Origin of the sequence: Psychrobacillus sp. BL-248-WT-3 (genome assembly GCF_012843435.1) — a bacterium.
Classification (GTDB): domain Bacteria; phylum Bacillota; class Bacilli; order Bacillales_A; family Planococcaceae; genus Psychrobacillus.
In genome coordinates, this window is record NZ_JABAFC010000057.1 from 1 (window position 1) to 13,751 (window position 13,751).

The following is a 13,751-nucleotide window of genomic DNA, read 5'->3' on the forward strand; positions in this document are numbered from 1 at the left end:
CCAACAGATCCTCCAGCTGTCCGGATCAACTGGAAATTCTATCGGAAAGAGCTCTTATTACTAATATACGAGGGGGTACCTATTGAAACTGTAATATATAAAGCTATCGAAACATACGAAAATGAGTTTAAAGAAGACGAGGATTCTTTGCACAATCTATATTTTGCAGCAGGGTTTGCAGCTTGGGAATGCGGCATGCAAAATGATAAACTTTATAAAAAGATTAAGGAAATAATAGAAAGTGGTAGCGATATAAAATGTTGGAGAGAACTTGGAGCTTCCAACCAAGACATAAAAAAGCGAGAAAAAGCACTTTTATCATTTCTAACCAAATTATCTACTCCCAAAGAGAAACCTAAAAAACCTAAACAGGTAAGATTTAAACCTGCTCTTTTTGAAAAAGGAGATGTACTATCTATCTTATTAGATGACGGGAGCTACTCTGGAGCAGTAGTTTTAGAAAATCTTAAGGGTAGCGATCAGTTCGGAACAAATTTTATTGTAAAAGCGTTTATGAATAACAACGAAAAACTCACTATCTCAGAAATACTTGATGCAAAAGTATATGGCTATGCTTGGTACATGGGTGTAAACCATAAAAAATATATTAAGCAAATTGAAAAAATCGGAAATATTCAAATAGAATTTGAATACAACTCTTCTGGGATTGGCACTACTTACTCTGGATGGGGTTCGTTCGTGGCGGCCAATAATGTAAGTCGATATAACATGCAAGAAAATAAAGATATTAAAAATGTTAACGCTTTTTTAAATATGACACCTAGTGAAATAGCTAAAAGGCAGAAAGAAAGTCTTAAACGTACGATAAGTAATCATAAAAAGAATGAGAATGGTAGAAACTAGCTATTTCATAGCTTCGTATTACTTGAACTCTTAGCCATTTAGTAAAAAGTATTTCAAATTAAAATAGACTTGGGACATATCTAGTAGTTCAATTTAAAAACGTGAAATTAGAAAATTCCATTTCAAGTTTTACTTTATTCAGTCCAATTGATACATTGTGGGGGGGAAATTCTGCATTATTTGTTTGAAGAGGAAGCTGAGCTCCTGGGGAACAGCGTTAGCGTAATAGAAAAAGGCTTACTCCAAAAAGAATAAGCCTTGCCGATGGTTAAAAGTAATTGATCTCTTCATCAAACGTCGCATAATCAAAGTAAATCATTAACATTAAGTATCGTTTCCCATTTTGATCACTAATAATCACATGATCGCGTCCAGCAGCCTCTACATATCCGTTCAGGACTACATTGTTTCGTGTTGCATTGTTTTCAAACGTAAAATAAAATGTTCCAAGCTTGCCTCGGTTTAATCTTAAGATGTTCTCTACATAGGATTCTTCTTGGCGACCACTAGCGGGTATTTGCACACCTGGAGTATATTGCTGTTGTTGCGGTTGTTGACCTGGGACTTGCTGAGCTTGTTGCGGAAACTGTTGATTTGGGTAAGCACCAGGATACCAATAATACTGAACCATTTATACATCCTCTCTGTTTTTAAATCTCTGGACATTCCTCTTCGGTAGGGGAAAAGAAGCAATGAGCTTTAAAGCGCCCGGTATTCCATTGTCCATACCATTGTGCAGGGCATGGAGTACTCTCGCCGGGGTCAAAAAACCATAATGATCTCGTTGCAGGATGAAAACGCTCACCGTTAACTACACGTTGTGCTAGCTTTAAATCACTATCTCTTGCACGCTGGTAAAAGTAGGACTTAGTAGTTGCCTCAAAGCCACCGGGGCGTTGATATACCATCTGCTGGAGGTTTCTTATATCCTTAAAGTCTAAACATGCAGTCCGAACACGATTTACTCCTACATTGCCAACCATAAGCATTCCTAGCTCGCCTTCACCCTCTGCTTCTGCTCGCATTAGCCTTGCTAGTAGATCGATGTCTTTCGAAGTCGCACGAACTACCGCCAATGCATCACCTCCTACATTAAACTATGTTAAGAAATGACTTAACATGACAAATTTTGCCGATAAAAAAAGACTACCCAAAGGCAGTCTCAGATTGTAGACAGAAGGTGTAGAATAGATTTCGATTTCTTCCCCTTTTCCGGGTAATCCAGGTTATGTCTGTGATATGGACTGAGTAGCCCACAGTTTGCCTCTCCGTAATTTTAAATAAGAAACATTATTGTTGATTGGAGCGCAGAGTGGCGACTCCAGCGGTAATAGCGCGAGCTGAAGACCCTGGACTGAGCGCAGCGAGGGAAGCAACTTTAACAAGCTTTATCTCCATCTTAAAGAAAAAGACTGTAGGCAAACACCAAAATTCATGGGGTTCGTGCTACAGTCTGAGACTACCAAAAGGCAGCCTTTTAGATATTTATATTAAAGATTGAAAAATGTAGAGCGTTTTTCGCCTTCTAAAATAGTACCAACGAAGAAGGAACCAAACTCGCCATAGCGAGCGCTTACTTCATCAAAGCGCATTTCATATACTAATTTTTTAAATTGAAGTACATCATCTGAGAATAATGTTACTCCCCATTCAAAATCGTCAAAGCCGACTGAACCTGAGATAATCTGTTTCACTTTTCCTGCATAGCTGCGACCGATCATTCCATGGCTACGCATTAACTCTTTGCGTTGCTCCATAGGAAGCATATACCAGTTATCGTTGCCATCACGACGCTTGTCCATTGGGTAGAAGCAAACGTATTGAGAGCGTTGAAGTTGTGGATATAGACGTGATCGCACATGTGGATTTTGATATGGATCTTCATTTGACTCACCAGACAGGTAGTTAGATAATTCTACTACTGATACGTATGAATATGCAGGAATCGTAAAGTCAGCAATTGTTAACTTGTTGAATCTCGCTTCTAGCTCTTGTAATTCATCCATAGTTGGACGTAACGTCATTAACATAAAGTCTGCTTTTTGGCCCACAATAGTATAGAAAGCGTGAGCTCCAGTTTTTGCATCGTCTGCTTGTTGTAATTCATCTAAAAAGGCAACGAACTCATCTGTTGCTTGTTTACGAAGTTCAGGATCTACTTGTTTCCATGATGCCCAATCCATTTGGCGGAAATCATGTAAAACGTACCAACCATCTAATGTAATAGCTGCTTCATTCATTATATAAGACACTCCCTTTAATAAATATTTCGCATATTTAGTTTACCATACCAGCTTTTAGAATTCCCCTTTTAGCCCCACTTTTACATGACAATCTGTGACAAACTCGTGTATGCTTAATGTACAAATATATCCTGATGGGGGCGTTATTATGGCTGATTTATTTACAGAAATAAAAGGCAAGCTGCAAAGTAAAAATGTAACCATTATATTACCAGAGGGAAACGATCCAAGAATAATTGAGGCAGCATTAAAATTGCAGGAAGAGGGAGTAATTCAGCCTATTGTCATAGGAAATGAGAGGGATATTCCAAGTGGCTTACAGGTGTTGAATCCCGCAACCTATGAACATATGGACGAACTAGTAAATGCTTTTGTGGAAAGACGCAACGGTAAAGTGACTATAGAAGAGGCAAGAGAAATCTTGAAGGATGTTAACTATTTTGGAACAATGCTTGTTTATACAAAAAAAGCGGACGGGCTAGTAAGTGGAGCAGCACATACAACTGCAGAAACTGTGCGACCGGCCTTACAAATTATCAAAACCAAGCCTGGAATTACAAAGACTAGTGGGGCATTTCTAATGGTAAAGAATGATACACGCTATATTTTTGCCGACTGTGCCATTACAATTGCTCCGACAAGTGATGACTTAGCAGAAATTGCAGTGGAGGGAGCTAAGACAGCTGCTGCATTTGGTATAGAGCCAAAGGTGGCAATGCTATCTTTTTCTACTAAAGGTTCCGCAAAATCGGAGGAGACGGACAAAGTCGTCCAAGCAACAAGGCTTGCAAGAGAACGAGCACCTCAGCTAGTGATAGAAGGAGAGCTTCAATTCGATGCAAGTATTGTTCCGTCCATTGCGGATAAAAAAGCACCAGGAGCCACAGTGAGAGGAGATGCAAATGTTTTAGTTTTTCCTTCGTTGGAGTCAGGCAATATAGGATATAAAATAGCAGAGCGTCTTGGAGGATTTGAAGCAATTGGGCCGATACTGCAGGGATTAAATGCCCCAGTAAATGACTTATCACGAGGCTGCAATGCAGAGGATGTATACAAGCTTGCTTATATTACAGCAGCTCAAGCACTAGATTAAGGAGAATAGGGATGTCAGAAATAGATGTTTTATTGGAGCAACAAACATGGCGTTTTTGGGATCAGTCACTTAGCGGAAAAAGCCGCTCTGCATTGGAATCCTTTGCAGCTGACGATTTACTTTGTCATGTAGTCGGTCAGGGGCAGTCCCCAGCAACCGTAAGAACGTGGGTACATGATCAAACAGTAGTAATGGGGATTCAGGATCATAGATTACCTTTTGTAGAAGAGGCTCAAGATTTCTTACGTACGCGAGGCTACAATCCTATCGTTCGAAATTCAGGAGGACTTGCGGTTGTATTAGATGAAGGTGTCCTAAATATATCAATCGTGTTGTCTGAAAAGGAAAATTCCATAGACATACCTACTGGCTACGAGGTTATGTTGGCTTATGTCCAGCAACTTTTCCCAGAGGCTCAGGGAAAAATAGAAGCTTATGAAATAGTAGGCTCATATTGTCCCGGATCCTATGATTTAAGTATTGGAGGCAAAAAATTTGCTGGGATCTCTCAACGAAGATTGAGACAAGGCATAGCTGTCCAGGTGTACCTTTGCGTTGAAGGAAGCGGAAGCGAAAGAGCCCGCCTTATCCAAGAATTTTATGAAGTAGGGGTTCAGGGAGAGGATACTAAGTTTAGTTACCCTAGTATAAAACCTGAGGTCATGGCTTCACTTAATGAGCTGCTGCAAGCGACCTTTACAGTGCAGGATGTAGTCATTCGAATTCAACAACTACTGCATCAAAGGTCCGAGCAAGTGGTCTCTCAATCACTTATGCAGGAAGAAGCGGAACTTTATCGATTCTACTTAGAAAGAGTACTAAAACGAAATCAAAAAATGCTAGAAGGATAACCAAGCCATACGCATAAAAAAGTTTTATTGCGCACATTGAGTATGTCTATCTAACTGCAACGAAATGCTGATATAATCAGAAAAAAACCACCAATCCATTAAACGGTTGGTGGTTCTTTTGTTACTAGGTTGCCGTTTTTCTCCATTTGAAATACTGGCACTGCTGGCATTTCTTCGTCGTTTAATGTTACTAGTCGACGGGCACGGTTCATGATTTGTACGAATTGCTCGTAATCTTGTTTAATAGCAGCATTTTCTTTTTCGAGTTTGGCAAGCTCGCTTTCTAACTTACGAATCTTTTCATTTGAGATCGTTGCCATATGACGATATCTAGAAATATCTGAATCACTATGCTGCAGTCGTACTAGATAAGCAATGATTATATCTATCGATAATGCAGAAACCGGAATAGATTGAGTGCGTTCTCCCTCTTCCTGAGGTTTCGCTAGGTAGATTCCATTTCCTCTACGTCTGTAATCTTTTCCTAAAATACGAAGCTTTTCTTTGCGTTCTTTCTTTGCTTCTTTTAGCTCTGTTTCATATTGATGGCGAACTACTGCATTCCATCTAAATCCACAAGCAGCTGCAGTACGGTTTAACTCGTCACCAGCTTCCTCAAAAGCGTTTAACTGGGTGCTACCTTCGCGAACGTGTCTTAACACCAATTCAGCTAACAATTCATCGTTTTCTCTCATCCATGCGTCTTGTCTGATTTTTACCATGTTTGTCCTCCTACCATGTTCATAGTTTCGTTGTTCTATTAACATCATGGACAACATATCGCTCTTTTATTCACGTAATTTACACTTGATAGCAATATAAACTTTAAGATACAATGACGTGTAGACAATATCTATTTATAGAAAGGGTTGTGTACTATGGCAAACCATTTTCGAGTTTGCGATGAGTGTCAGGCCGTTAATTTAAAAACATTAATTCCAAAGCTAAAAGCAATCGATCCAGAGGCAGAGGTTGAGATTAAAGAATGTCAGTCCTACTGCGGTCCAGGGCGTAAAAAGACGTTTGCTTTTATAAATAATCGTCCAGTGGCAGCTTTAACTGAGGACGAATTAATGGAGAAAGTACGCGCCAAGCTGGAATCATAATAATAGACATTCCTTGCAAGAAGGTTATCCTATATGTAACGAACTATTGCCGCCTTTCCATAAGCGGCTTTTTTCTTTATACTTTAGTTAATAGGAAGTGAGCTACATTTTTAAGAGACATGGAGGGTGAGATATGAGCTATGCTACGCAAAAGCTAGCAGAAGAAAAAGTATTTAAGGATCCAGTCCATCGATATATACATGTTCGAGATCAAGTGATTTGGGACGTGATTGGGGCAAAAGAATTTCAACGGCTTCGTCGCATTAAACAGCTGGGTACTACTTATCTAGTCTTTCATGGGGCAGAACATAGCAGATTTAATCACTCGTTAGGTGTATATGAAATCGTCCGTCGAATCGTAGATGATAGTTTTGAAGGAAGACCAGAATGGGACCCCTCTGAAAGACTGGTAGTATTATGTGCAGCATTGCTACACGATTTGGGACATGGACCATTTTCTCATGCCTTTGAAAATGTATTTGGATTGGATCATGAGGAATTTACAAAGCAAATCTTACTTGGAGATACAGAGGTTAATGAGGTACTTAAAAGAGTCAGTCCTGATTTTCCTCAAAAAGTTGCCGATGTAATAGGGAAAACTTATCCTAACAAGCAAGTGGTAAGTCTTATTTCAAGCCAAATAGATGCAGACCGTATGGATTATTTACAAAGAGATGCTTATTTTACTGGGGTAAGCTATGGTCATTTTGATATGGAACGTATTTTACGAGTGATGAGACCGCTCGATGACCAGGTAGTTATTAAATCTACTGGGATGCACGCGGTAGAGGATTATATTATGAGCCGCTACCAAATGTATTGGCAAGTATATTTCCACCCAGTTTCACGAAGTGCAGAAGTCATTCTTACGAAAATTTTGCATAGAGCAAAAGCGTTGAGTGAAAACGGATATGCCTTCGAGCAGCAGCCTACTCATTTTGTTCGTTTTTTTGACAAGACCTTTACTCTTGATGATTATTTGGCATTAGATGAAGGGGTATTGTTAACGTATTTTCAGCTATGGATGAATGAAAAGGATGCCATTTTGTCTGATTTATGTAATCGTTTTGTTAACCGTAAGCTATTTCAATATATTGAATTTGACTTGGCAAAAGACTATGTGAAAATGAAGGAATTAGAGCAGCTTTTTAAGCGAGTTGGAATTGATCCAGAATATTATTTGGTGTTTGATTCGTCATCAGACTTGCCTTACGATTTTTATAGACCAGGAGAAGAGGGAGAGCGTATCCCGATACACCTGCAAATGCCAAATGGAGAAATACGTGAACTTTCTCGCCAATCGGAAGTGGTAGAAGCTATTTCGGGTAAGCGACGAACAGATCATAAATTATACTTTCCAGAGGACTTTTTGACTGCAGACGGCAAGAAGAAGGCTTTGAAGAAACAAATACTTGATTTACTAAAATAGAGGTGGGTTTGTATTGTTAGAGGAACATGCAAAAATTGTACAATTTATCGGAGCAGCAGACGGGATCACGGGAAGAAAAAAATTACAAAAAATGGTCTATATCGCAAAGAAACTACAATTTCCATATAAAGAGAAATATGATTTCCATATATATGGCCCATACTCTGAAGAGCTAACCTTACGTATAGAGGAACTTTGTAATATGGGATTTTTGCAGGAGGAGCGTCAGGATAAAGGCTCTTACGTCCAATATAAATATCAAATGACCGATGCAGGGGAACACTTTACTCAAATGGCTCAGATAGCAGAACCTAGTGCCGCATTAAATTCCTGCATTAAACAAATGAAGGAGAAAAGCTCACGGTTTTTAGAGCTAGTATCTACATTGCTTTATTTTGAGAACTTTCCAAAGGAAGAACAAATTGAAAAAGTACGTGTTGTAAAAGGAAAGTTGAATTACAGTGATGAGGAAATCGAGGAAGCTTTTTCGTTTGTGATGAACTTGATGAATGAAAAAGCTATTCACTAGGAATAGCTTTGGTTTACTTTATTTATCGCTAAGAAGTGTTCCAGCTACCGCATAGTGGTTTTTAGGCATTTCTTCGATAAATACGACAACATTCTCAACTGGAGCTTTAGTCGTTTCTGCAACTACTGCAGTAACCTTTTCCACTAGCTCTCTTTTTTGTTCATCTGAACGGCCTTCTAACATTTTTACTGTTACATATGGCATTTTGTTACCTCCTTTGTAGAAATAATCAGTATACTTAACATCATAACAGAAGAAAAGGAGCATACGCATGACAAATGAAGAAAAACCGAAACAAAAAGTAGGATTTACCATTATTAAAAACGATCCAACTGATGGTCACAAGGGATATGGGATCGGTTCTCTTTCACTTGAGAACGTTTCTCCAGTCATTATCGATATAGAAGAAGGCACTGCCAAAGTTGAAATTGGTGCGATGCATGCAAGAAGCGATACTGAAAGAGGTATTAAATTTACTACCAATCGGGAAGATTCTGCTGGAGGAAAGCCATATTGGTTAGTTTGGGTAACAATCGATTACAAGCAGGATGGTCCTTATTACGCCGGCGTAGCTGCCTGTGAGATGGTAGTAAATCGAGAGAAGCGACGTGGTTATAAGATTTTAGCTGACCATGTCAATCGAATGGATAAGTCTATGAAGCGTCAAATTTTAGTTGATTTTATGGACGATCGTTCAAAAGAAATCTTGAAGGAATTTTTACAATCTCACAATCCTCAAATGTGGGAACAAAGCGAACAAAAGCTGCATCAAGATTTAGAAATATCATATTAAAATAACTTTTGAGTGAATTAATTACAACATAGTCCGATTAGACGGTTGAATTAATTGAAAAAAGAAAGTACAATTTACTTAAAGCTTACTTCACAGTAATGCTAGGACACTTAGTTAAATGAGTATGAGATGGGCTGGAAGATTTGTGAAACCCAATCCAAATCATTCCAACTTTAAACAGAAAATTATACTAAGAAAAGGCTTTTCGTCTCTTTAGGGAGATGAAAGGCCTTTTAAATTTTAGGCTATGTTAAAATGTAGAGATTGTTAATAATGCAGAATCAATTTCATAATTGCTGCTATTCTTATGGAAAACACGAAAAACTTAGAGATCTCAAAATAAAATCTAGTTGTTTTCCATTATGGCGGACGCTTTCCGGGGGCACGGCTTCAATCTCCTCGTCGCTTTACTCCTGCGGGGCTTTCAGCTCGAGCTATTCCCCCAGGAGTCGCCGCCTCCACTCCAAACAATAGGAATGGATAGATGTCTTACAAGAAATTAGCAGCTTTAAAAAGAAATAAAACCGTAAAATCAAGTTGCCGATTTCACGGTTTCAAAAGTTAAATGAAAAAACTAACTGGTTTTCGGTAAAAACAATATAAAAGTAAATTGAGCTTGGGGTTATTCTCCCTAGCTCAATTTTTTAAAGTTATCAATTTCATAAATAGCAATTTACCAATTAAAACACGAACAATTTATATGATTGATTGTAGCGGCAGGCGTCCGACAGAGCGGAAATCAATTCTACTTTATTATTTAAAAAGCCATTTAACTATAAATGCTTAGTTTCCGAAGAAGTTGAAAGGGAAGATGGACCAGGATTCATCTTCTTTTTGTTGTTCCGATAAATCCTCGAATGTGTGCTGTTTTAGTCGTGGATCTGTACAAAGCTTAGTTGGGATATCCTTTTCCTTCAGATAAACAAGTCGCTGCTTTTCACAATCAGAGGTTGCAAGTCCTCCTGTTTCTATATCTACGATAACCCCGCGTACACCTGCAGGAGCGATAAATGGCTCCTCGGGTAGTCCACGATGCACTTGCTCCATGAATTCAATCCATACTTGTTTCGTTACCTGCTTCGCTTCTGCATCACTCACTGCCTTGCCTTGGTCATAGCCATTCCAAACCCCAGTAGTTAGCTGTGGTGAGAATCCTATCAGGTACTGGTCTGTATTCGTTGTTCCCGATTTAGCTGCGTAAGGACGTGTTTGCTTTGCGCGTATACTAATACCGGTAGCAGGAGAGTAATCATTAAAAGTAGGGTCAAAAGTTCCAGTCATCAAATGTGATAATAAGAAAGCATCTTCTTCTAACAATACTTTCTTGCCTTTTCTTTTTTCCTCACTGATGTCATATATAACTTTGCCCTCATTGTCTGAGATTTTCGTAATATACGTTGGTTTCATTTGGATTCCTTTATCTGATATCGTATTGTATGCCTTCGTCATATCCAGTAAGGAAGCCTCTGGTGTACCTAACGCGGTAGCAGGTGTTTGATCGACCTTCATGTTGATATTAAAGCGTTCCACCAGTTGTTCAAATGGTTTATAGCCTATATGCTCCAATGTTTTCACTGCATATATATTGTCGGAGATTGCTAAGGCCTGCGCCATGGAGATTGGATGATTAGCAAACTCTCCATTTACGTTTTTAGGCTCGTATTCTCTTCGTCCATTGTCATAGGTGAAAATCGTTCGCTCACTTTTTAAGTAAGTAAGGGGTGAGAAGCCATTCTCTAGTGCTGCTGCAAACAGTAAAGGCTTGATTGTTGATCCAGTTTGTCTTTTTGCTTGTGTAACTCGGTTAAAGGGACTTTCGGTAAAGCTTCTTCCTCCAACCATAGCTGTTATATAACCTGTTTTGGGCTCCATACTGACGAAACCAATTTGCAGTTCCCCTTTAGGCATCCACTTTTCAATGGTTTCTTCTGCTACCTGCTGATGCTGTTTATTTAACGTAGTAGTAATCGTCCACCCACCTTCTTCGATGCGACGGCCTTTGCTCTCCACTATTTTTGTAGCTTCCTTCCAAACTTCCTCTAAGAAATAAGGTGCTGTCTTTTTGGCTACTCTTGATTCTTCTGTTTTTAGAGCTAAATGCTCTAGGTTAGCACGTTCCTTTTGTTCCGAAGTAATGAATTGCTGATTGTTCATTAATTGTAATATTAGCTTTTGACGATTAACGGCCTTTTCTTCGTTCACAATTGGAGAATAGTGGGTCGGTCCTTTTGGAATACCCATTAAAAGAGCGGATTCTCCTAAAGTTAAAGACTTAGCACTTTTCCCAAAATAATACTGACTTGCAGCCTCTACTCCGTACATCCCATGTCCAAAATAAACAGTGTTCAAATAACCCTCTAGAAGCTCATCCTTTTCATAAAAGATTTCTAAGCGATAAGCATACAATGCTTCATTTATTTTTCTTGTCCATGTTTTATCGTGGGTTAAAAACACATTACGTGCATATTGCTGAGTAATAGTGCTGGCACCTTCAACTTTTTTCCCTGCCTTTACGTCCTTTAGAAGAGCGGAAGCAATTCGAGAGTAATCAAAACCATTATGCTCGTAAAACTCCTGGTCCTCCACGGAAATAGTTGCTTGTGGAATAAAGGGAGACATTTCATCTAGTGATATCCAGTACCTACGCTGCTCATTAAAACGATCTCCTATTACGTTACCTTGATTGTCTAAATATACAGAGGAAATTGGAACCTGAATAATCGGTGCGCCAACTATTTGCGCATATATTCGAAGAGTGACTATGGCACTTAAAAATGCACAGCTAGCAGCTATTCCTATTAGGAGAACTCTTTTTAATCTTTTATTTCGAGTAGTCTTCTTTTTATATTGCGCGCGCTTCAAAAAATCAACCCCGTTCTCACCTGTGTTTTTAACAGTATGAGAACTATAGAAACAAATTAAACCGAGAATTAAAAAACTATTGCACTTTTGCCAAAAACCACTATACTTTCTTTGTATTTACTTTTTAGGTAAAGTAAAAGAATCATATATTGGAAGGAGATAGATAAATGGCTGGATTTTGGTTTACAGAAAAGCAAACCGAGAACTTTGGCATCACAATGAAGGTGAAACGCACACTTCATACAGAACAAACGGATTTTCAACTGTTGGAAATGGCTGAAACAGAGGAATGGGGTAACATGCTCTTTTTAGATGGCATGGTTATGACTTCCCAAAAGGACGAGTTTGTTTATCATGAAATGGTTGCACACGTTCCTTTATTCACGCACCCTAACCCAGAAAATGTATTAGTAGTTGGTGGGGGAGACGGTGGAGTAATTCGTGAGATTATGAAGCATCCGAAGGTTAAAAAAGCGACATTAGTTGATATAGATGGAAAAGTAATTGAGTACTCAAAAAAATATTTACCAGAGATTGCTTGTGAATTAGAAAACCCAAGAGTAGATGTGCAAGTAGGAGACGGGTTTATGCATATTGCTGAATCTGAAAATGAGTATGATGTCATTATGGTAGATTCAACAGAGCCGGTAGGACCTGCAGTAAATCTATTTACGAAGGGCTTTTACGCTGGAATCTCTAAAGCTTTAAAAGAAGACGGATTGTTTGTTGCACAATCGGACAACCCTTGGTTTAAGGCAGATTTAATTCGCCAAGTACAAAAAGATGTGAAGGAAATATTCCCAATTACAAATATGTATTTGGCTAATATCCCAACGTATCCAAGTGGTTTATGGTGCTTTACAATTGGATCTAAAAAATATGATCCACTACAAGTTCCAGATGAGCAATTCTTCGATATAGATACTAAATATTACACAAAAGAGCTTCACAAGGCTGCATTTGTTTTACCGAAATTTGTGAAAGACCTTGCAGGAGAGTAAACTATGAGATTCGATGAAGCATACTCAGGTAATGTATTTATTAAAAGTAAGAAGAATTACGACGAAGCACAGGCTGTCATTTATGGCATGCCGATGGATTGGACAGTAAGCTATCGTCCTGGATCTCGTTTCGGTCCCCAGCGTATTCGTGAAGTATCTATTGGTCTAGAGGAATATTCTCCATATCTTGATAGAGAACTAGATGATGTGAACTATTTTGATGCAGGAGATATTCCACTTCCATTTGGAAATGCAGCGAAAAGTCTAGACTTAATTGAAGGGTTCATCCGCCAGCTTTTGCAGGACGGAAAAATTCCGGTCGGCATGGGTGGAGAGCATTTAGTTTCTTGGCCAGTAATGAAGACGGTGGCGAACAAATATGATAACTTGGCAATCATTCACATGGATGCACATACAGATTTACGGGTGGAATATGAAGGAGAACCACTATCTCACTCCACTCCAATCCGTAAAATTGCAGAGCATATAGGACCTAAAAACGTCTACTCATTTGGAATTCGTTCTGGAATGAAGGAAGAGTTCGATTGGGCAAAAGAAAATGGCATGCAAATTGCTAAATTTGAAGTGCTAGAGCCTTTGAAAAAAGTACTTCCGACACTTGAAGGACGCTCTGTCTATGTAACAATTGACATCGATGTACTAGACCCAGCGCATGCACCTGGAACAGGTACAGTAGACTGCGGAGGAATCACAAGCCGCGAACTACTGGCCTCCATCCACGCAATCGCAAACTCAGGCGTCAACGTAGTAGGCTTCGACCTAGTAGAAGTAGCCCCAATCTACGACCAATCGGAGCAAACCGCAAACACAGCATCGAAACTACTACGCGAAATGCTACTAGGATGGGTTAAATAGAAAGTGGTCTCTAATGTTCTGCGGAGCTGAACGAAGTGAAGCGGAAGCCAAACAGCCAACACTGCATCGAAGCTCATAAGAGAAATGCTACTAGGATGGGTTAA

Annotated in this window: 15 protein-coding genes; 9 read left to right on the forward strand and 6 right to left on the reverse strand. The window is 39.1% G+C overall.

All coding sequences use genetic code 11. The features are described from left to right. A partial coding sequence (locus HF876_RS17775) for a hypothetical protein (RefSeq protein WP_205964169.1) occupies nucleotides 1-864 on the forward strand: 864 nt, incomplete at its 5' end. 268 nt (nucleotides 865-1,132) lie between these two features. Here the strand turns inward: HF876_RS17775 and gerQ are convergent. The 3 genes from gerQ to hemQ form a co-directional block, all read right to left on the reverse strand. Further along, the gene (gene gerQ, locus HF876_RS17780) at nucleotides 1,133-1,495 is read right to left on the reverse strand and encodes a spore coat protein GerQ (RefSeq protein WP_169361396.1); all 363 of its coding nucleotides are present in this window, start codon (nucleotides 1,493-1,495) and stop codon (nucleotides 1,133-1,135) included. A 19-nt stretch (nucleotides 1,496-1,514) separates the two neighbouring features. Further along, complete coding sequence (locus HF876_RS17785; RefSeq protein WP_205964170.1) at nucleotides 1,515-1,940, reverse strand: cell wall hydrolase; 426 nt, start codon at nucleotides 1,938-1,940, stop codon at nucleotides 1,515-1,517. 414 nt (nucleotides 1,941-2,354) lie between these two features. Then, nucleotides 2,355-3,104: a hydrogen peroxide-dependent heme synthase gene (hemQ, locus tag HF876_RS17790; protein ID WP_169361397.1), complete on the reverse strand. Its 750-nt coding sequence runs from the start codon at nucleotides 3,102-3,104 to the stop codon at nucleotides 2,355-2,357. A 151-nt stretch (nucleotides 3,105-3,255) separates the two neighbouring features. Between hemQ and pta the strand changes: the two genes are divergently transcribed. Continuing rightward, nucleotides 3,256-4,200 (forward strand): phosphate acetyltransferase, encoded by a 945-nt coding sequence (pta, locus tag HF876_RS17795; protein ID WP_169361398.1) that lies wholly within the window; start codon nucleotides 3,256-3,258, stop codon nucleotides 4,198-4,200. A 20-nt stretch (nucleotides 4,201-4,220) separates the two neighbouring features. Continuing rightward, a complete protein-coding gene (gene lipL / locus HF876_RS17800) occupies nucleotides 4,221-5,051 on the forward strand; it encodes an octanoyl-[GcvH]:protein N-octanoyltransferase (RefSeq protein ID WP_169361408.1) in 831 nt (276 codons plus the stop codon). A 98-nt stretch (nucleotides 5,052-5,149) separates the two neighbouring features. Here the strand turns inward: lipL and HF876_RS17805 are convergent, their stop codons facing one another. Next, nucleotides 5,150-5,773, reverse strand: coding sequence for an RsfA family transcriptional regulator (locus HF876_RS17805; protein ID WP_169361399.1), 624 nt, complete (start codon nucleotides 5,771-5,773; stop codon nucleotides 5,150-5,152). A gap of 156 nt (nucleotides 5,774-5,929) precedes the next feature. On the opposite strand from HF876_RS17805, the gene HF876_RS17810 reads away from it, so the two are divergent. The 3 genes from HF876_RS17810 to HF876_RS17820 all read left to right on the forward strand — a co-directional run bounded on the left by HF876_RS17810 (nucleotide 5,930) and on the right by HF876_RS17820 (nucleotide 8,115). After that, nucleotides 5,930-6,157, forward strand: coding sequence for a YuzB family protein (locus HF876_RS17810; protein ID WP_144539789.1), 228 nt, complete (start codon nucleotides 5,930-5,932; stop codon nucleotides 6,155-6,157). A gap of 133 nt (nucleotides 6,158-6,290) precedes the next feature. Next, entirely contained in the window at nucleotides 6,291-7,586 is a 1,296-nt protein-coding gene (locus tag HF876_RS17815) for an HD domain-containing protein (RefSeq protein WP_169361400.1), read from the forward strand. 13 nt (nucleotides 7,587-7,599) lie between these two features. Continuing rightward, on the forward strand, nucleotides 7,600-8,115 hold the full coding sequence (locus tag HF876_RS17820; protein ID WP_169361401.1) for a YwgA family protein: 516 nt from the start codon (nucleotides 7,600-7,602) through the stop codon (nucleotides 8,113-8,115). 18 nt (nucleotides 8,116-8,133) lie between these two features. On the opposite strand, the gene HF876_RS17825 is transcribed toward HF876_RS17820, so the two are convergent. Further along, nucleotides 8,134-8,319 (reverse strand): 2-hydroxymuconate tautomerase, encoded by a 186-nt coding sequence (locus HF876_RS17825; RefSeq protein ID WP_169361402.1) that lies wholly within the window; start codon nucleotides 8,317-8,319, stop codon nucleotides 8,134-8,136. Between the two features lie 67 nt (nucleotides 8,320-8,386). Here HF876_RS17825 and HF876_RS17830 point away from each other — a divergent pair, with 67 nt between their 5' ends. Further along, entirely contained in the window at nucleotides 8,387-8,908 is a 522-nt protein-coding gene (locus HF876_RS17830; RefSeq protein WP_169361403.1) for a YwhD family protein, read from the forward strand. 783 nt (nucleotides 8,909-9,691) lie between these two features. On the opposite strand, the gene HF876_RS17835 is transcribed toward HF876_RS17830, so the two are convergent. After that, complete coding sequence (locus HF876_RS17835; RefSeq protein WP_169361404.1) at nucleotides 9,692-11,770, reverse strand: transglycosylase domain-containing protein; 2,079 nt, start codon at nucleotides 11,768-11,770, stop codon at nucleotides 9,692-9,694. Nucleotides 11,771-11,937: 167 nt separating this feature from the next. On the opposite strand from HF876_RS17835, the gene speE reads away from it, so the two are divergent. Next, the gene (gene speE, locus HF876_RS17840; RefSeq protein WP_169361405.1) at nucleotides 11,938-12,771 is read left to right on the forward strand and encodes a spermidine synthase; all 834 of its coding nucleotides are present in this window, start codon (nucleotides 11,938-11,940) and stop codon (nucleotides 12,769-12,771) included. Between the two features lie 3 nt (nucleotides 12,772-12,774). Further along, entirely contained in the window at nucleotides 12,775-13,647 is an 873-nt protein-coding gene (gene speB, locus HF876_RS17845) for an agmatinase (RefSeq protein ID WP_169361406.1), read from the forward strand. Nucleotides 13,648-13,751 lie beyond the last annotated feature (104 nt).